The sequence below is a fragment of the Paracoccus sp. KKT209 genome (assembly GCF_055635455.1).
Genome location: NZ_CM145758.1, coordinates 1,760,646 through 1,777,326, shown reverse-complemented (window position 1 = coordinate 1,777,326; position 16,681 = coordinate 1,760,646). Strand labels below are relative to the sequence as shown.

19 protein-coding genes are annotated in these 16,681 nt (G+C 66.4%); 14 read left to right on the top strand and 5 right to left on the bottom strand.

The features are described from left to right. Nucleotides 1-73 precede the first annotated feature (73 nt). From ACZ2G3_RS08920 to ACZ2G3_RS08910, 3 genes are all read right to left on the bottom strand, one after another. Nucleotides 74-490: a hypothetical protein gene (locus ACZ2G3_RS08920; protein WP_419268234.1), complete on the bottom strand. Its 417-nt coding sequence runs from the start codon at nucleotides 488-490 to the stop codon at nucleotides 74-76. Between the two features lie 87 nt (nucleotides 491-577). Continuing rightward, the gene (locus ACZ2G3_RS08915) at nucleotides 578-730 is read right to left on the bottom strand and encodes a hypothetical protein (RefSeq protein ID WP_419268235.1); all 153 of its coding nucleotides are present in this window, start codon (nucleotides 728-730) and stop codon (nucleotides 578-580) included. A gap of 207 nt (nucleotides 731-937) precedes the next feature. Next, nucleotides 938-2,470, bottom strand: a complete 1,533-nt coding sequence (locus ACZ2G3_RS08910; RefSeq protein WP_470395403.1) for an acyl-CoA carboxylase subunit beta — start codon at nucleotides 2,468-2,470, stop codon at nucleotides 938-940. A gap of 177 nt (nucleotides 2,471-2,647) precedes the next feature. Here ACZ2G3_RS08910 and alr point away from each other — a divergent pair, with 177 nt between their 5' ends. The 6 genes from alr (at nucleotide 2,648) to ACZ2G3_RS08880 (ending at nucleotide 7,787) form a co-directional block, all read left to right on the top strand. Then, on the top strand, nucleotides 2,648-3,664 hold the full coding sequence (alr, locus tag ACZ2G3_RS08905; RefSeq protein ID WP_470395401.1) for an alanine racemase: 1,017 nt from the start codon (nucleotides 2,648-2,650) through the stop codon (nucleotides 3,662-3,664). Continuing rightward, nucleotides 3,661-4,425, top strand: coding sequence for an MlaE family ABC transporter permease (locus ACZ2G3_RS08900; protein ID WP_419268238.1), 765 nt, complete (start codon nucleotides 3,661-3,663; stop codon nucleotides 4,423-4,425). The genes alr and ACZ2G3_RS08900 overlap by 4 nt, the downstream gene beginning before the upstream one ends. Then, nucleotides 4,422-5,150, top strand: a complete 729-nt coding sequence (locus ACZ2G3_RS08895) for an ABC transporter ATP-binding protein (RefSeq protein ID WP_470395399.1) — start codon at nucleotides 4,422-4,424, stop codon at nucleotides 5,148-5,150. The genes ACZ2G3_RS08900 and ACZ2G3_RS08895 overlap by 4 nt, the downstream gene beginning before the upstream one ends. Nucleotides 5,151-5,288: 138 nt before the next feature. Next, nucleotides 5,289-6,365, top strand: coding sequence for a PhoH family protein (locus ACZ2G3_RS08890; protein ID WP_111298876.1), 1,077 nt, complete (start codon nucleotides 5,289-5,291; stop codon nucleotides 6,363-6,365). Next, entirely contained in the window at nucleotides 6,358-6,852 is a 495-nt protein-coding gene (ybeY, locus tag ACZ2G3_RS08885; protein WP_470395397.1) for an rRNA maturation RNase YbeY, read from the top strand. Before ACZ2G3_RS08890 ends, ybeY begins: the two co-directional genes overlap by 8 nt. After that, nucleotides 6,852-7,787 carry a CBS domain-containing protein gene (locus ACZ2G3_RS08880; protein ID WP_470395395.1) on the top strand — a complete coding sequence of 312 codons (936 nt, stop codon included), beginning with the start codon at nucleotides 6,852-6,854 and terminating at the stop codon, nucleotides 7,785-7,787. The genes ybeY and ACZ2G3_RS08880 overlap by 1 nt, the downstream gene beginning before the upstream one ends. A 3-nt stretch (nucleotides 7,788-7,790) precedes the next feature. Here the strand turns inward: ACZ2G3_RS08880 and ACZ2G3_RS08875 are convergent, their stop codons facing one another. Both ACZ2G3_RS08875 and ACZ2G3_RS08870 read right to left on the bottom strand, forming a co-directional pair. Then, a complete protein-coding gene (locus tag ACZ2G3_RS08875; RefSeq protein ID WP_470395393.1) occupies nucleotides 7,791-8,735 on the bottom strand; it encodes an alpha/beta fold hydrolase in 945 nt (314 codons plus the stop codon). Between the two features lie 4 nt (nucleotides 8,736-8,739). Beyond that, nucleotides 8,740-9,024: an SCP2 sterol-binding domain-containing protein gene (locus tag ACZ2G3_RS08870; RefSeq protein ID WP_419268243.1), complete on the bottom strand. Its 285-nt coding sequence runs from the start codon at nucleotides 9,022-9,024 to the stop codon at nucleotides 8,740-8,742. Between the two features lie 154 nt (nucleotides 9,025-9,178). Here ACZ2G3_RS08870 and ACZ2G3_RS08865 point away from each other — a divergent pair, with 154 nt between their 5' ends. The 8 genes from ACZ2G3_RS08865 to ACZ2G3_RS08830 all read left to right on the top strand — a co-directional run bounded on the left by ACZ2G3_RS08865 (nucleotide 9,179) and on the right by ACZ2G3_RS08830 (nucleotide 16,675). Continuing rightward, on the top strand, nucleotides 9,179-9,667 hold the full coding sequence (locus tag ACZ2G3_RS08865; protein WP_470395391.1) for a tetratricopeptide repeat protein: 489 nt from the start codon (nucleotides 9,179-9,181) through the stop codon (nucleotides 9,665-9,667). Between the two features lie 9 nt (nucleotides 9,668-9,676). Beyond that, entirely contained in the window at nucleotides 9,677-12,616 is a 2,940-nt protein-coding gene (locus ACZ2G3_RS08860) for a helicase-related protein (RefSeq protein WP_470399096.1), read from the top strand. Nucleotide 12,617: 1 nt separating this feature from the next. Continuing rightward, on the top strand, nucleotides 12,618-12,920 hold the full coding sequence (locus tag ACZ2G3_RS08855) for an RNA-binding S4 domain-containing protein (RefSeq protein ID WP_419268245.1): 303 nt from the start codon (nucleotides 12,618-12,620) through the stop codon (nucleotides 12,918-12,920). 30 nt (nucleotides 12,921-12,950) lie between these two features. Further along, nucleotides 12,951-13,289 (top strand): ferredoxin FdxA, encoded by a 339-nt coding sequence (fdxA, locus tag ACZ2G3_RS08850; RefSeq protein ID WP_419268246.1) that lies wholly within the window; start codon nucleotides 12,951-12,953, stop codon nucleotides 13,287-13,289. A gap of 310 nt (nucleotides 13,290-13,599) precedes the next feature. Then, the gene (locus ACZ2G3_RS08845) at nucleotides 13,600-14,109 is read left to right on the top strand and encodes a CarD family transcriptional regulator (protein WP_419268247.1); all 510 of its coding nucleotides are present in this window, start codon (nucleotides 13,600-13,602) and stop codon (nucleotides 14,107-14,109) included. A gap of 151 nt (nucleotides 14,110-14,260) precedes the next feature. Beyond that, entirely contained in the window at nucleotides 14,261-15,178 is a 918-nt protein-coding gene (locus ACZ2G3_RS08840) for a manganese-dependent inorganic pyrophosphatase (RefSeq protein WP_470395389.1), read from the top strand. Continuing rightward, the gene (locus ACZ2G3_RS08835; RefSeq protein WP_470395388.1) at nucleotides 15,178-16,047 is read left to right on the top strand and encodes a TIGR01459 family HAD-type hydrolase; all 870 of its coding nucleotides are present in this window, start codon (nucleotides 15,178-15,180) and stop codon (nucleotides 16,045-16,047) included. The genes ACZ2G3_RS08840 and ACZ2G3_RS08835 overlap by 1 nt, the downstream gene beginning before the upstream one ends. Before the next feature lie 184 nt (nucleotides 16,048-16,231). Beyond that, nucleotides 16,232-16,675 (top strand): MaoC family dehydratase, encoded by a 444-nt coding sequence (locus tag ACZ2G3_RS08830; RefSeq protein ID WP_470395386.1) that lies wholly within the window; start codon nucleotides 16,232-16,234, stop codon nucleotides 16,673-16,675. The last annotated feature ends 6 nt before the right edge of the window (nucleotides 16,676-16,681 follow it).

Here is a 16,681-nt window from a genome sequence, read left to right as displayed (position 1 = left end):
GTTATCGCACAGCCGCACCCCGCGTCAAACTGACATGCGTGTGACTTCAAAGAGTTCGGCGCGCGATTGCCCATCAGTCTTCGTCCGCGTCCGCGTCGTCGTCCCAGCCATCCTCGTCGTCCCAATCAAAGGCCGGCGGGGCGTCCTGGACGAACAGTTCAGGGAACGAGGCCTCGGCCAAGGCCATGTCGACCTGCAGAAGCTGGTCGTAATCGGCGGGATCGAATTCCCCCACCGGCTTGACCTCGCGGCCGATCAGCCAGGACAGGCGCCCGGCATCCAGGTTGCCGCGAACAAAGGGCTCATCGCCGAACTTGGCGATCAGCGCGGAGAGAAAGCCGGCGTCGGCGCGCTTGTCGGCGGGCTTGCGGTCGCGAAAACGTTCCCGCCGGGTGATGGGCGTCGCGCCCTTCTTGCGGTTCTCGCGCCGGATGACGAATTGAAAGTCGGTGCCGGGCAGGCGCCCGGGAAATCCACGATGTTTCAGCATGGCAGTGCCCCTGTGCTAGGGCGCGCGGGGCCTGCTGCTGCGCACGGGCAGGCTGGCCGCCCGCGCGCGATGGTCGGACGGAAGGTCTTAGCCGAACTTGCCCTGATAGACGGGCTCGGTCGTGACGGGGTTGACCATCGGCGCTGCCGGTGCGGTCGGCACGAAGACATCGGGCTGCTGACGCTGGCAGGCGGCGAAGGCGGACACCAGCACGAGGCCGAGGATGATTTTTTTCGACATGGAATTTCGCTCCTGTGAAGCGGGCGGGGATGCGCCCTGCTGCTCTGATTGCGGCCGGCTTGTTTGGGGGCCGGTCCGCGCGCGATGATAGCCGCGCCCCGGCAGGGCAGACAGGCGGAGGCGTTGGCCGGAGGCAAAGAGCCCCCGCCCTGTGGCGCTGCTGCATCAATCACGATCTTGTGCATCCCTGTTCCCCGGCCCCGCGACTCACAGCGGAATGTTGTCGTGCTTTTTCCACGGGTTCGTCAGCCGCTTGCCGCGCAGGCTGGCGAATGCGCGGGCAACGCGCTTGCGCGTGCTGCGGGGCTGGATCACCTCGTCGATGAAGCCCTTTTCGGCGGCGACGAAAGGGTTGGCAAAGCGATCCTCGTAATCCTTGGTGCGGCTGGCGATCTTGTCGGGCTGGTCCAGTTCGCTGCGGTAAAGGATCTCGACCGCGCCCTTGGCGCCCATGACGGCAATCTCGGCCGTGGGCCAGGCATAGTTGAAATCGCCGCGCAGATGCTTCGACGCCATGACGTCATAGGCCCCGCCATAGGCCTTGCGGGTGATGACCGTGACCTTGGGCACCGTCGCCTCGCCATAGGCGAAGAGCAGCTTGGCCCCGTGCTTGATCACGCCGCCATATTCCTGCCCCGTGCCGGGAAGGAAGCCAGGAACGTCCACCAGCGTCAGGATCGGGATCTCGAACGCATCGCAGAAGCGCACGAAGCGCGCCGCCTTGCGCGAACTGTCGATGTCCAGGCAGCCCGCCAGCACCATCGGCTGGTTCGCGACCACGCCCACCGTCTGCCCCTCGATCCGGATGAAGCCGATGATGATGTTGCCTGCGAAATCCTTCTGCACCTCGTAGAAATCACCCTCGTCCGCGACCTTGGCGATCAGCTCCTTCATGTCATAGGGCTGGTTCGGGTTGTCGGGGATCAGCGTGTCCAGGCTGGGCTCGATCCGGGCCGGGTCATCGAAGAAGGGCCGCGTGGGCGCCTTTTCGCGGTTGTTCAGCGGCAGGAAGTCGAACAGGCGGCGGATTTCCGACAGCGCCTCCACATCATCCTCGAAGGCGCCGTCGGCGACCGATGATTTCCTGGTATGCGTGCTGGCTCCGCCCAACTGTTCGGCCGTCACGACCTCGTTGGTGACGGTCTTCACGACGTCGGGGCCGGTGACGAACATGTAGGACGTGTCCTTCACCATGAAGATGAAGTCCGTCATCGCCGGCGAATAGACCGCGCCGCCCGCGCAGGGGCCCATGATGACGCTGATCTGCGGGATGACCCCCGAGGCCATGATGTTGCGCTGGAACACGTCGGCATAGCCCGCAAGGCTGGCGACGCCCTCCTGGATGCGCGCGCCGCCCGAATCGTTCAGCCCGATCACCGGGGCGCCGTTTTGCATGGCCATATCCATGATCTTGCAGATCTTCTGGGCATGGGTTTCCGACAGCGACCCGCCGAAGACGGTGAAGTCCTGGCTGAAGACATAGACCATCCGCCCGTTGATCGTGCCCCAGCCGGTCACGACGCCGTCGCCATAGGGGCGGTCCTCCTCCATGCCGAAGTCGGTGCTGCGATGGGCGACGAACATGTCGAATTCCTCGAAGCTGTCCTCGTCCAGCAGCAGGTCGATGCGTTCGCGGGCGGTCAGCTTGCCGCGCGCATGCTGGGCATCGATCCGCCGCTGGCCGCCACCAAGCCGGGCCTCGCCGCGCCGCCGTTCAAGCTCTTGCAGAATGTCTTTCATCGCGGGCCCCCTCCAACTGTTCCGGGCAAGGTAGACCGGGATGCAGGTGCAGCAAAGGAAAATTGGGAAAATTTGCAAAGCAGGTTGCCCGGCTTCTGCGCAAACTGAAAACCTGCAAATCCGCCCGGCGCTTTTGGCCCTCTTGACGCGCGGCTTGGGCGCGGGCAATCGGGCAGGATGGGATTGCAGATCGATATTCCGGCCGTGCTGGCCAATCATGCGGCGCTGGCGGCCAAGGCCCCCGGCGCCCGGGCCGCCGCGGTCGTCAAGGCCGATGCCTATGGGCTGGGCGCCACCCGCGTGGCTCCGGCGCTTTATGCGGCAGGGGTGCGCGAATTCTTCGTGGCGCTGGCGCATGAGGGGCGCGCCATCCGGGCGCATCTGCCGGAAGATGCGCAGATCAACATCCTGTCCGGGCATATGGAGGGCGAGGATCTGGCCGGCCTGACGCCCGTCCTGAACAGCCCGGCCCAGTTCTTTCGCGATCGCGCGATGCGGCCGGGGGGACGCTTTGCCATCCAGCTGGACACCGGCATGAACCGCCTGGGGATGGAGGCCGCCGAATGGGCCGCCATCCGGGACGAGGCACTGGCGGCAAGGCCCGCCTTCATCATGTCCCATTTGGCCTGCGCGGACGAACCCGACCACCCGGCCAATGCGGCCCAACTGGCGGCCTTTCGTGCCATGACCGACGGATGCGGCGTGCCGCGTTCGCTGGCCGCGACGGGGGGCATCCTGCTGGGCCCGGACTACCACTTCGACCTGGTGCGGCCGGGCATCGGCCTCTACGGCGGCTTGCCCTTTGCCCAGGCGCAGCCGGTCGTGCGCCTGTCGCTGCGCGTCATCCAGACCCGCGACGTCAAGGCCGGCGAGATGGTCGGCTATGGCGCCAGCTGGCATGCCAGCCGCGACAGCCGGATCGCCACGGTCGACGCGGGCTATGCCGACGGGGTCCTGCGGGCCCTGTCCTCCAGCGGCGTGTCGCTGTTTGCGGGCGATGCGGCTTGCCCCGTCGTCGGGCGCGTGTCAATGGACCTGATCACGGTGGATGTCACCGACCTGCCGGAGGTGCCGGACGCACTCGACCTGATCTGTCCGCAGCAGCCGATCGACCGGCTGGCGGATCTGGCCGGCACCATCGGCTACGAGATCCTGACCTCCCTCCGCCAGCGTTACCAGCGGACCTATCTGTGACCCCCATCCGTGCGATCGGACGCCCGGCGCTGCGCCTGACGCGCGGCACGGGCGCGGTTGCGATCTTTGCCGCCCGTGGCCTCGGCGGCCTCAGTCCATTCCCCGGCAATGCCATCCTTCGCCAGCTGGTCCAGATCGGCTGGCTGTCGCTGCCGGTCGTGGGGCTGACGGCGCTGTTCACAGGGGCGGCCCTGGCCCTGCAGATCCATTCGGGCGGACAGCGGTTTCAGGCGGGCGACGTGGTGCCCGCGATCGTCGCCATCGGCATGGTGCGCGAACTGGGGCCGGTCCTGGGCGGGCTGATGGTGGCCGCGCGCGTCGCCAGCAGCATCGCGGCCGAGATCGGCACCATGCGCGTCACCGAACAGATCGACGCGCTGGTCACCCTGTCCACCGATCCGGTGCGTTGGCTGGTCACGCCGCGCCTGTGGGCCGCGATCCTGTCGCTGCCGGTGCTGGTCGCGGTGGGCGACATCATCGGGATCATGGGCGGATGGCTGGTCGGCACCCTGTCGCTTGGCTTCAACTCGGCCACCTATATCGCCAACAGCTGGGCCTACCTGGAGGTCTGGGACGTGACCTCGGGCCTGATCAAGGGCGCCGTCTTCGGCCTGATCGTGGCCCTGTCCGGCTGCTGGTTCGGGATGCGGTCGGGTCGCGGTGCGGCAGGCGTTGGCCGCGCGACCACCAGCGCGGTCGTGGCGGCCGCGGTCGGGATCCTGGCCGCGAATTTCGCGCTGACGGGCCTGTTCTTCGAATGATCCAGGTTCGTGGCCTGTCAAAGTCCTTCGGTGCACAGCAGGTTCTGGACGGACTGGACCTTGACGTGCCGCAGGGAGAGAGCCTTTGCGTGATCGGCCAATCGGGCACGGGCAAGTCGGTCCTTTTGAAATGCATCCTGGGGCTGGAGACGCCCGATGCGGGGCAGGTCCTCTGGCAGGGCCGTCCGCTGCGGAGGGCGGAACGCGCGCGGTTCATGGCGCGGTTCGGGATGCTGTTCCAGGGGGCGGCGCTCTTCGACAGCCTCTCGGTCTGGCAGAACGTGGCGTTCCGCCTGCGTCAGCGGATGGGCGACCGGCCGGCGCGCGCCATCGCGATCGACAAGCTGTCCCGCGTGGGCCTTTCCGCCGAGACCGCCGATCTGATGCCCGCCCAGCTGTCGGGCGGCATGGCCAAACGGGTGGGCCTGGCGCGGGCGATCGCCGACGATCCGCAGGTGATCTTCTTCGACGAACCCACGACCGGCCTCGACCCGATCCGGGCGCGCGCCATCAACGCCCTGATCCGCGGCATCGTCACGGAAACCGGGGCGACCGCCATCACCATCACCCATGACATGGACTCGGTTCGTGCCATCGGGGACCGGGTCGCGCTGCTGCAGGGCGGCCGGATCCTGCATGACGGGCCCGTCGCCGCCATGGACCAGGCGCCGGCACTAGCCCAGTTTCTGGGCAGGGACCCGGACGGTTCGGTTCAATTTGTCTGAACTTCATGCAACTTTTACCGCCGCCGCAGGGTTTTGCCTGAAACGGGGGCACAGCTGCCCGTGCCCTTCGCAACATCGCCTTGTGCGAATCCCCACGGCTTGCCACCATAGAAACCGACGCCTGAGCAGGAGAAAGATTTGGGCCTAACCCCGACGCCCCCCGTTGCGACCCCTTCGGCTGAAACCCTGCTGGAATTCCCCGACAACCGGCTGCTGATCGACCTGTGCGGCGCGAATGACCGCCACCTGGCGCGGATCGAGGAAGCGCTTGCCGTGCATATCCTGCGCCGCGGCAACCAGCTTGCCATTGTCGGCGACCCCGAGGCCCAGGCCGAGGCGGCGCAGATCCTCGGCGCCCTTTATGCTCGCCTGGAGCAGCAGCGGCCGGTCAGCCTGCCCGAGATCGAGGCCGCCCTGCGAATGGGCGTGGACCCCGTCGCCGAGATCACCCCGACCGAACAGCTGGAGATGTTCGCACAGGGCAATTACGAGTTGCGCACCCGCAAGAAATCGGTCGAGCCGCGCACCGATGCGCAGAAGGCCTATGTCCGCGCCCTGTTCCAGAACGAACTGGCCTTTGGCATCGGTCCGGCCGGCACCGGCAAGACCTATCTGGCGGTCGCCGTCGGCGTCACGATGCTGATCGGCGGCCAGGTCGACAAGATCATCTTGTCGCGCCCCGCCGTCGAGGCGGGCGAACGCTTGGGCTTTCTTCCCGGCGACATGAAGGAGAAGGTCGATCCCTACATGCAGCCCCTCTATGATGCGCTGAACGACTTCCTGCCCGCAAAGCAGATGCAGAAGCTGGTGGAGGAAAAGCGGATCGAGATCGCGCCCCTGGCCTTCATGCGCGGGCGTACGCTTTCACGGGCTTTCGTGGTGCTGGACGAGGCGCAGAACGCCAGTTCGATGCAGATGAAGATGTTCCTAACACGCTTGGGTGAGGGGTCGCGCATGGTCATCACCGGCGACCGGACGCAGATCGACCTGCCGCGCGGCATGCAGTCGGGCCTGGTCGATGCCGAAAAGATCCTGGCAGGGGTCAAGGGCATCAGCTTCAGCTATTTCACCGCCGATGACGTTGTGCGCCACCCGCTTGTCGCGCGGATCATCAAGGCCTATGACGCCGAGGAAGTCGCGGCGGTTGCCCGCGGGGAAACAGAAGGGCTGCGGGGGCAATATGCGCCCCGTCGGCAGATGCGGAACGATGCCTGACCAGATAACTGCCGATTGCGTCATCGAAGACGAGCGATGGGAGGCCGCCGGCCTTGAACAGCTGGCGGCCCGAGCGGTCGAGGCGACGCTGCGCTGGCACCGGATCGGCGGCGAGGTGGTCGTCATGGGCTGCGACGACCTGCGGATCTCGGCGCTGAACGCCGATTTCCGGGGCAAGCCGCGCGCGACGAATGTGCTGTCCTGGCCCTCGGTCGAGCATCTGCCGCACCCGCCCGGTGCGCGCCCGGTCATGCCTGACGAGGACGAGCTGGGCGACATCGCCATCGCCTACGAAACCTGCCTTGCCGAGGCGGCAGAGCAGGGCAAGCCGGTTGCCGATCACGTGACGCACCTGCTGGTTCACGCAACGCTGCACCTGCTGGGCTATGACCACGAAAACGACCTCGATGCCGAATTCATGGAGGCGACGGAGCGCGCCATCCTGCAGGATCTGGGCATTGCCGACCCCTATAGGGAGACAAGCTGATGAGTTCCGAGGCCCGATTACCCGACTACTCCTCCGATCAGGCGCCGCAATCCGGCCCTGACCGAATGTCGGAGGAGGAGCAGGACGCCCCCAGTTCCAGAGGCTTCTTCGGGCGCGTCCTGCATGCGCTGACGGGCGCCGAGGCCGATCCTCCGGCCGAGGTTCAGCGACACGGCCCCGGCAAGCCCGGCCTTCTGAACCTGCGGCGGATGCGCGTCGACGACGTGGCCATTCCCAAGGTCGAGATCATCGCCGCACCGCTGAACATCACCTTGGACGACTTGGTCACGATGTTCCGCGAACACGGATTTTCGCGGATCCCGGTGTTCCGGGGCACGCTGGACAGCCCACTTGGCATGATCCACCTGAAGGACCTGGCGCTAAAGCACGGGTTCGGGGCGGGGGGCAAGTTCACCCTGCGCCCCATGCTGCGGCCGCTGCTTTACGTGCCGCCCTCGATGCCCATCGGCGTCCTGCTGCAGCAGATGCAGACCAAGCGCATCCACATGGCGCTGGTGATCGACGAATACGGTGGCGTCGACGGCCTGGTCACGATCGAGGACCTGATCGAGCAGGTGATCGGCGAGATCGAGGACGAGCATGACGAGGATGAAGGCGGTCTTTGGGTGCGGGAAAAGCCCGGCCAGTGGCTGATCCAGGCGCGCGCCGGCCTGTCGGATGTCGAACAGGAAACCGGGCTGCGCCTGATGGATGCGGATGAAACCGAGGAGGTCGACACCCTGGGCGGCGTGATCTTCATGCTGGCGGGCCGCGTGCCGCTGCGCGGAGAGGTGATCGCCCACCCCTCAGGCGCCGAGTTCGAGGTGGTGGATGCCGATCCGCGCCGGCTCAAGCGGATCCGCCTGCGCCTGCCAAGCGTTGCGACCCTGACCGGCAGTCCTGCCACACCCCCGGAGCAGAAGCGGGGCGACTGAGGCTCAGTCTTCCTCGAACCGGGCCAGCATCGCGTCGAAGAACCGGGCGCGCAGGTCCGGCGTCTCCATCATCACCTCATGGCGGGCACCGGCAACCTCCAGCAGATGGCCGCCGGGCCAGCGGGCGGCGCGGTCGCGGACGGCGCCGGGCGAGACGACCTTTTCCTCGGAGCCGAGCGACACCAGCATCGGTTGCGGGGGCGATGGAATGCGCGACAGGCGGACACATTCGTTCAGCGCCTTGCCGACCCAGTCAAAGCTGGCGCCGCCGATGGTCAGGTCGGGCCAATGCGCGGCCTCGCGCACCATGCGGGCCCATTCATCCGGGTCCTGTGTCAGCAGATTTGCGGAAAAGCTTTCATCCAGGACATAGGTGGTGTCCCCGCCGCCGCTGCCCGGTGCCGCAAACCCGCCGCGTCCGACGCGCCCGGCCAGATACGCGATCCCCAGCGCCACCCCGTGCTGCATCCGACGCAGGTTGATCCCCCACATGGGGGCCGAAAAGACCGCTGTCCGGACCGGCAGACCGGCTTCCAGCGCTGCCAGGCCGATGCAGCCGCCCATGGAATGGGCCAGCAGGTGCCAGGGACGCGGCAGGTCCAGTTCACCGGCCGCCACCACCGTTTCGATCACGTCCTGCTGATAGTCGGAAAATTCGCCGATATGGCCGGGGCGCGGATCGCGCTGCAGCCGGTCCGACAGGCCCTGTCCGCGCCAGTCCACCGCCAGCACGTTATAGCCATGGTCGACCAGCAGGCTGGCGATGGGGGCATATTTTTCGACATATTCGGTGCGGCCGGGAAACAGCAGCACGCCGCCCCGGCACGCGGTCCGGTCGGCCTGCCAGAAGGCCAGGCGCAGGCGGACCCCATCCTCGGCCCGGACATAGAAGGCGCGCGCGGGCGCACGCGGGTCGTCGGGCAGTTGATGGAAGGGCGCCTGCTCCATCAGGTCAGGAGAGCTTCTGCCCCAGCTGCATCGCCACGCCCATCGAGCCGTCGATGGCCAGCTTGCCGGTCATGAAGGCGGTGGCGGGGTTCACGTCGCCGTTCAGGATGCCCTCGAAGGTTTCGCGCGATGCGGTCAGCGTCACCTCGGCCTCTTCGTCGCCCGCGCGCACGCCGGATTCGTCGATCATGATCGCGCCCTCGTCCTTGATCACGAACTTGGCGGTGGATTCGAAGCTGTCGATCTTCTGGCTCAGTTTCTCGACGGCGGCGTTCACGACTTGGCTCATTTTGATCCTCTTGATGCGCTTGGGCTGGCGCCCGACATGCGGGCTGGGTTACACCCTTCATATGAGCCTGGACCGCCCCGTTTTCCAGAATGCCGTCGCGGCACTGCGTCACAGAGTTCTGACGATTTTCCTCATTTTTGCAAGCATCTTGCCGGTGGCCGGTTGGGCCGCGCCGCTGGACGATGCCTTTGCCCGTCTGGCCGCCCCGGAGGGCGAGGGCTGGCGGATCGCGGAAAGCGACATCCTGCGGGAATGGTCGCGCTCCGGGTCGCCCGCCATGGACCTGCTGCTGCGCCGGGGCGAGGAGGCCCTGGACATGGGCGACATCCCGACCGCTATCGGGCACCTGACCGCGCTGACCGACCATGCCCCGGATTTCGCGGCAGGGTTTCAGGCCCGTGCCGCGGCCTTTGCCGCAGCGGGCCAGTTCGGCCCCGCGCTGGCCGACCTGGCGCGCGCGCTGGAACTGGAACCGCGGCACTTCGCGGCCCTGACCCAACTGGGCGCTATGCTGGAGGAGATGGGCGAGGATGACCGCGCCCTGACCGCCTATCGCGAGAGCCTGAAGATCCATCCCCACCAGCAGGAAGCAATTGATGGCGTCGCACGTCTGGAACGCAAGCGCATCGGCACCGATATCTAGGCCATGAACATGTCGTCTCGCGGCCGGGTCACCGCTATTCTGGGCCCCACCAACACCGGCAAGACCCATCATGCGATCGAGCGCATGCTGGGGCACCGGACCGGGGTCATCGGCCTGCCTCTGCGCCTTTTGGCGCGCGAGGTCTATGACCGGATCGTCAAGGCGCGCGGCCCCTCGGTCGTGGCGCTGGTCACCGGAGAGGAGCGGATCGTCCCCGACCGGGTCCAGTACTGGGTGGCGACCACCGAGGCGATGCCCGAGATCGGCGCCGATTTCGTCGCCATCGACGAGATCCAGCTCTGCGCCGACCCCGGGCGCGGCCATGTCTTCACCGACCGCCTGCTGAACATGCGCGGCCTGCACGAGACGCTGTTCCTGGGCAGTGACACGATGCGCCCGGCCATCGCGGCCCTGGTCCCGGAGGCGCAGTTCATCCGGCGCGAGCGGTTCTCGAACCTGTCCTGGGCCGGGTCGAAAAAGCTGTCGCGGATGCCCGCGCGCAGCGCCATCGTCGGCTTCAGCGTCGATGACGTCTATGCCATGGCCGAACTGCTGCGCCGCCAGAAGGGCGGCTGTGCGGTGGTGATGGGGGCGCTGTCGCCGCGAACGCGCAATGCCCAGGTCGAGATGTACCAGAACGGCGAGGTGGATTACCTTGTCGCCACGGACGCCATCGGCATGGGCCTGAACCTGGACATCCGCCACGTGGCCTTCAGCGCCACGCACAAGTTCGACGGCCGCCGCGTCCGCCCGCTGTTCCCGCACGAGATGGGCCAGATCGCCGGACGGGCCGGCAGGCATACCGAATCCGGCACCTTCGGCGTCACCGGCGAGGCGCAGATCCTGGACGAGGGCCTGATCGATGCGCTGGAGAACCATCGCTTTGCCCCGATCCAGCGGCTGACCTGGCGCAACACGCGGCTGGAATTCGGTACGATGGACCGGCTGGTAGAAAGCCTGGAGGCGGGGTCGGGCCACGAGCTGCTGGGCCGGGGCCGCGAAGCCGATGACCTGGGCGCGCTGAAGCTGCTGCGCGAGATGCCCGAGATCCGTGACCGCGTACAGGGCGGCAAGGATGTCCGCCTGCTGTGGGACATCTGCCGGGTGCCTGATTTCAGGGGTATTTCCCACATGGAACATGCCACGCTGCTGGCCCGGCTGTTCGGTTTCCTGCAGGACGGGCACATCCCGGCGGACTGGCTGAACCGCGCGATCAAGCGCATCGACAAGACCCAGGGCGACATCGACGCCATCTCCAAGCGCCTGGCCTTTATCCGCACCTGGACCTATGTCGCGCAAAGAACGGGCTGGGTCGCGGACGAAAAGCATTGGCGCGGGGAAACGCGCGCTGTAGAAGACCGCCTGTCAGACGCGCTGCACGCGGCACTGACCCAACGATTTGTGGATCGGCGCACATCCGTGCTGTTGCGCCGGCTCAAGCAGAAGGAGAGCCTCGTGGCCGAAGTGAACGACAAGGGCGAAGTGACCGTCGAGGGCGAATTCGCCGGCCGTCTGGAGGGTTTCCGCTTTCGCCCCGACCAGACCGCGACCGCGGACGAGGCAAGGATGCTGAACCGTGCCAGCTATGAGGCGCTGAAGCCCGAATTCCACCTGCGCGCGGACCGCTTCTACAACGCGCCCGACACCGAGATGGACTATACCGAGCAGGGCGGCCTGATGTGGGGCAGCCATGCGGTCGGCAAGCTGGTCAAGGGGTCCGATCCGCTGCATTCCGGCGTCGAGGTCTTCGTGGACGAGGAGGCCGGCCCCGAGATCGCCGACAAGGTGCGTCGCCGCCTGCAGCATTTCATCGACCGCAAGGTGGCCGCGCTGTTCGAGCCGCTGCTGACGCTGCAGAAGGACGAGGCGCTGACGGGCCTGGCCCGTGGCTTCGCCTTCCGGCTGGTCGAGGCGCTTGGCGTCCTGCCGCGCGACGGCGTGGCCAACGAGGTCAAGGAGCTGGACCAGGAGTCGCGTGGGGCGCTGCGCAAGCACGGCGTGCGGTTCGGCCAGTTCACCATCTTCATGCCGGCGCTGCTGAAGCCTGCGCCGACGCGTCTGCGGCTGGTGCTGTGGTCGCTGGCGCAGGGTCTGGACGAATTCCCGGAAAGCCCCCCGCCGGGCCTGGTGACCATCCCGCATCTGGATGAGGTGCCGGACCAGGTCTATACCCTGTCAGGCTATCGCCCTGCCGGCGAACGCGCGATCCGCATCGACATGCTTGAGCGCCTGGCCGATCTATTGCGCGCCCAGGACACGCGCGGCGGCTTTGAGGCCAATCCCGACATGCTGTCGATCACCGGCATGACGCTGGAGCAGTTTTCGGGCCTGATGCAGGGCTTGGGCTATGCCGCCGAGAAATCCGAGCGTGCCAAGGTCAAGGCCGTGGAAGTTCCCGTGGTGGCCCCCGCGCCCGAGGGCGAGGGTTCGGTTGCCCCGATGACCGAGGAAGAGTCGGTTCTGGCCGCCGAGACGCGTGCCAAGTGGGAGGCCGAGCAGGCCGAAAAGCGCGCGGCCGAGGCGGCGGATGCGGAAGCTGCCCCCGAGGCAGAGGCTGCCGAGGCTGCCGCACCCGAGATGGAGGTGTTCTACACCTTCAAATGGGCGCCCCGTCCGCGCGGCAACCGCCATCCGCGCGGCGACCGACCGCAGGGCGATCGCGGCCAAGCCGACCGGCCCCAAGGCGAACGCCCGCAAGGCGAGCGCCGCGGCCCCCGGCGCGATGCCCCGGCCAAGGATGCGGCGCCGGGCGACCGCCCGCGCGGGGATGCCCCGCAGGGAGAGCGTCGGCGTGGGCAGGGCAAGCCGGGCGGCAAGTTCGAAGGCGGCAAGAAGGGCGGCGGCAAGCCGTCGCACAACGCGCCCAAGACCTTTACCTCGCGCCCGGAGAAGAAGGCCGATCCCGACAGCCCCTTCGCGATCCTTGCTGCGCTGAAGGACAAGACCTGACGTGACGGAAGCGGCCGAAGGGCTGCGGCTGGACAAGTGGCTGTTCTACGCGCGGATCTTCAAGACGCGCGGCCTGGCTGCCGACCGCATCGAGGGCGGCGGCATCCGGGTGAACGGACAGCCCTGCCGCAAGCCGGGGCGGGCGGTGCGGCCGGGGGATCGGCTGACGGTTTCGGCCCATGGCCGGGTGCGCAGCCTGACGGTGACCGGGCTGACCGATCGTCGCGGCCCGGCGCCGGAGGCGCAGCAGCTGTATCTGGAAGACCGCGACGGGTTGATTGATCCGACCGAAGCGACTAGTTGACACCGCGAACACTAGGACAAGAGTGCCCAGATGACCTATGTCGTGACCGACAACTGCATCATGTGCAAATACACGGACTGCGTTGAAGTCTGCCCCGTGGACTGTTTCTACGAGGGAGAGAACACGCTGGTCATCCACCCGGACGAATGCATCGATTGCGGCGTTTGCGAGCCCGAGTGCCCGGCCGATGCCATCCGCCCGGACACCGAGCCTGCCATGGAGCAGTGGGTCGAGTTCAACCGCAAGTACTCCGAGCAATGGCCGGTGATCACGCGCAAGAAGGATCCGTTGCCGACAGCCGCCGAAATGGACGGCCAGGAGGGCAAGTTGGAGAAGTATTTTTCGGAAGCGCCCGGCGAAGGCGACTGATTCGGTCAGTCACGGATCCGGCTGCCGAAGATGTTGGCGCCAAGGCGCTGAAAAAAAATAAAAAAGCGTCCGCGCGCCGGTTGCACCCGGCATCAGTGCTGACGCTTTTTTTCATGGCATTTTTGTGTTATGTTGGCCGCAGACGCGCCTCTGATGCAGGTCAGGGGCTCTCGGGAAGTGCCCGAAGCTGCCGTCCCCCACGCCCTCTGCCGGGCAGGGGCAACATGTACAATTCAAAACGGACCGAAGGGGGCCGACGCCTCCTCCGGCCCTTTGTGCCCGTCAAAGGGCGCTGTCCAAAGGAAGCCAGATGTCGAAATCCAAGAAGAACGAATTCCGCCCCGACGAGTTCGTCGTCTATCCCGCGCATGGCGTGGGCCGGATCGTGTCCATCGAAGAACAGGAGGTCGCAGGCCTGCGGCTGGAAATGTTCGTCATTTCCTTCGACAAGGACAAGATGACCCTGCGCGTTCCGACCGCGCGCGCCTCCGAGATCGGGATGCGCAGCCTGTCGACGCCTGACCTGATCGACCGTGCGCTGGAGACGTTGAAGGGCAAGGCCCGTGTCAAGCGTGCGATGTGGTCGCGCCGCGCCCAGGAATATGAGCAGAAGATCAATTCCGGCGACCTGATGTCCATTGCCGAAGTGGTGCGTGACCTGCACCGCAGCGACGACCAACGCGAGCAGTCCTATTCGGAACGCCAGCTGTACGAAGCGGCGCTAGACCGGTTGACCCGCGAAGTGGCCGCCGTTGCCGGGCTGGACGAAGGCGGCGCCCAGAAGCGCGTGGAAGACGTGCTGACCTCGCGCGCGGCCTGATCTTTTTCTGGAATTTGCGGCAAGGGGCGTCCTCAGGGGCGCCCCTTGCTGCATCGGCCGACCCCAGAACCGTTGTTCCCGCCGTGGACAACGCTTGGGCAGCCGCCTATAACCCGCGCAAACTCCCACTGCGAAACGCTCGAGGCACACCATGATCAAGGTTTTCGGCCATACTTCCCCCGACACGGATTCGACCGGCTCGCCCATCATCTGGGCGTGGTACCTGAACGAGGTCCGCAGGACCCCCGCCGAACCCGTTCTGCAAGGCGAGCCGAACACCGAGGCGCTGTGGATGCTGAACCGCTGGAATTTGGCCATGCCGCAGATCATCGCGGACGTGGCTGCGGGCGACCAGTGCGTCATCGTCGACACCAACAACCCGGCCGAGCTCCCGGCATCGCTGGATCAGGCCGACGTGATCGAGATCATCGACCACCACCTGCTGGCCGGCGGCATCAAGACCCGCTCGCCCATCAACATCACGATCCGGCCGCTGGCCTGCACCGCCACCATCATGCATGACCTGATCGGCGAGGACATGGCCCGCGCCCCCGAGGCGATCAAGGGCGCGATGCTGACCTGCATCCTGTCGGACACGCTGGAGTTCCGCAGCCCGACGACGACCGAGCACGACCGCGCGGTGGCCGAGAAGCTGGCCGCCGAACTGGGCGTCAATATCACCGATTTCGCGGCCGAGATGTTCGCCGCCAAGTCCGACGTCAGCGCCTTCAGCGACGAGGCGCTGCTGCGCATGGACAGCAAGGAATACGAGCTAGGCGGCAAGCAGCTGCGCGTTTCGGTTCTGGAAACCACCGCGCCGCAGGTCCTGCTGGACCGCAAGATGTCGCTGATGGCCGCCATGCCCAAGGTTGCGGCCGATGATGGCGCGGATGAGGTGCTGCTGTTCATCGTGGACATCCTGCGCGAACAGGCGACGCTGCTGGTCCCCAACGCTTTCGTCAAGCAGGTGGCCGAGCGCAGCTTTGCCGCGACCGTCGACGGCGACACGGTGGTGCTGCCGGGCGTGATGAGCCGCAAGAAGCAGATCATCCCGGTCCTGGCCGTCTGATGCCGCGCATCATCGCTTCGCTGGCCGAGATCTCGGCCGGCTACGACGCGCTGTTCTGCGACCTCTGGGGCTGCCTGCACAACGGCAAGCAGCCCTATCCGGCAGCCATTGCGGCGCTGCAGGCCTATCGGGCGCAGGGTGGTAAGGTCTGCCTGATGACCAATGCCCCACGCCCCAGCCAGTATGTCATCGCACAGCTGGACCGGATGGGCGTGCCGCGCGATGCCTGGGATCTGGTTGTCAGTTCCGGCGACGCGGCCCAGGACGCAATGTTCGCGGGCGCGGTGGGCCTGAAGGTCTGGCATATCGGCACCGAAAAGGACTTGGGCTTCTTCGACGACGTGCCGGAGGTGCATGCGGCCGCAGCGCCGATCCGCCGGGTGGAACTGGCCGAAGCCGAAGGCATCGTCGCCTCGGGTCCCTTCGACGAGATCAAGGAGACGCCGGAGGATTACCGCGCCCGCTTCATCGATGCCCGCGACCGCGGGCTGCCGATGCTCTGTGCCAATCCCGACATCGTGGTCGATCTGGGCGAGACGCGGATCTATTGTGCAGGAGCCCTGGCCGAATTCTACGAAAGCCTGGGTGGGCAGGCGCTCTATTTCGGCAAGCCGCATGCCCCCATCTATCAGCGCGCGCGTCAGTTGATGGGGTTGGGCGCTGAGGCCCGGTACCTGGCCGTGGGCGACGGGATCGGGACCGATATCCTGGGCGCCGAGCAGCAGGGGATCGATTCGATCTTTGTCACCGGGGGTTTGGCTGCCGAGGCCTTCGGGACGGATGTGGAAGATCCCGATGCGGGTCTTCTGGACGAATGGCTGGCGGTCCAGCAGCGACGCCCGACCTACGCGATCGGGCGCCTGCGGTAATCCCGTTTCCCAACCCCACATAAGGCCCGCGCTACAGGCGCGGGCCTTTTGCATGGTGCCTTCCCGCTTTTTGGAAGCAACATACGGTCCCAAAGTCTAATTCAATTGATATTTTATTGCGCTATGATGTTAATGCTGCTATGCGGCATTCATCCCTGGGCTGGTCAAGACAATGGATCTTAAGATGCTGGACAATCTTCCGCGCGGCACGATCGTCATCGAGGATCTGGAAGTGGGCATGATGCGCCACCTGCAAAAGCTGGTGACGGACCGGGATATCGAACTGTTCGCGGAGGTGTCGACCGACCGGAACCCGGTGCATCTGGACGATGCCTATGCGCAGGACACGATCTTCGAGGGGCGCATCGCCCATGGGATGCTGACGGCGGGCCTGATCTCGGCCGTCATCGGAGAGCAGCTGCCGGGGCACGGTACCGTCTATCTGGGACAGACGCTGAAGTTCATGGCGCCCGTCCGCCCCGGCGACATGGTGCGGGCCGAAGTGCAGGTCGAGACCATCGATCACGCGAAACGGAGGGTCACACTTGCAACCCGCTGCCTCGTGGGCGATACGGTCGTGCTGAAAGGCGAGGCGGTCGTGCTGGCCCCGAGCCGCAAGTTCGACTGAGGGGGC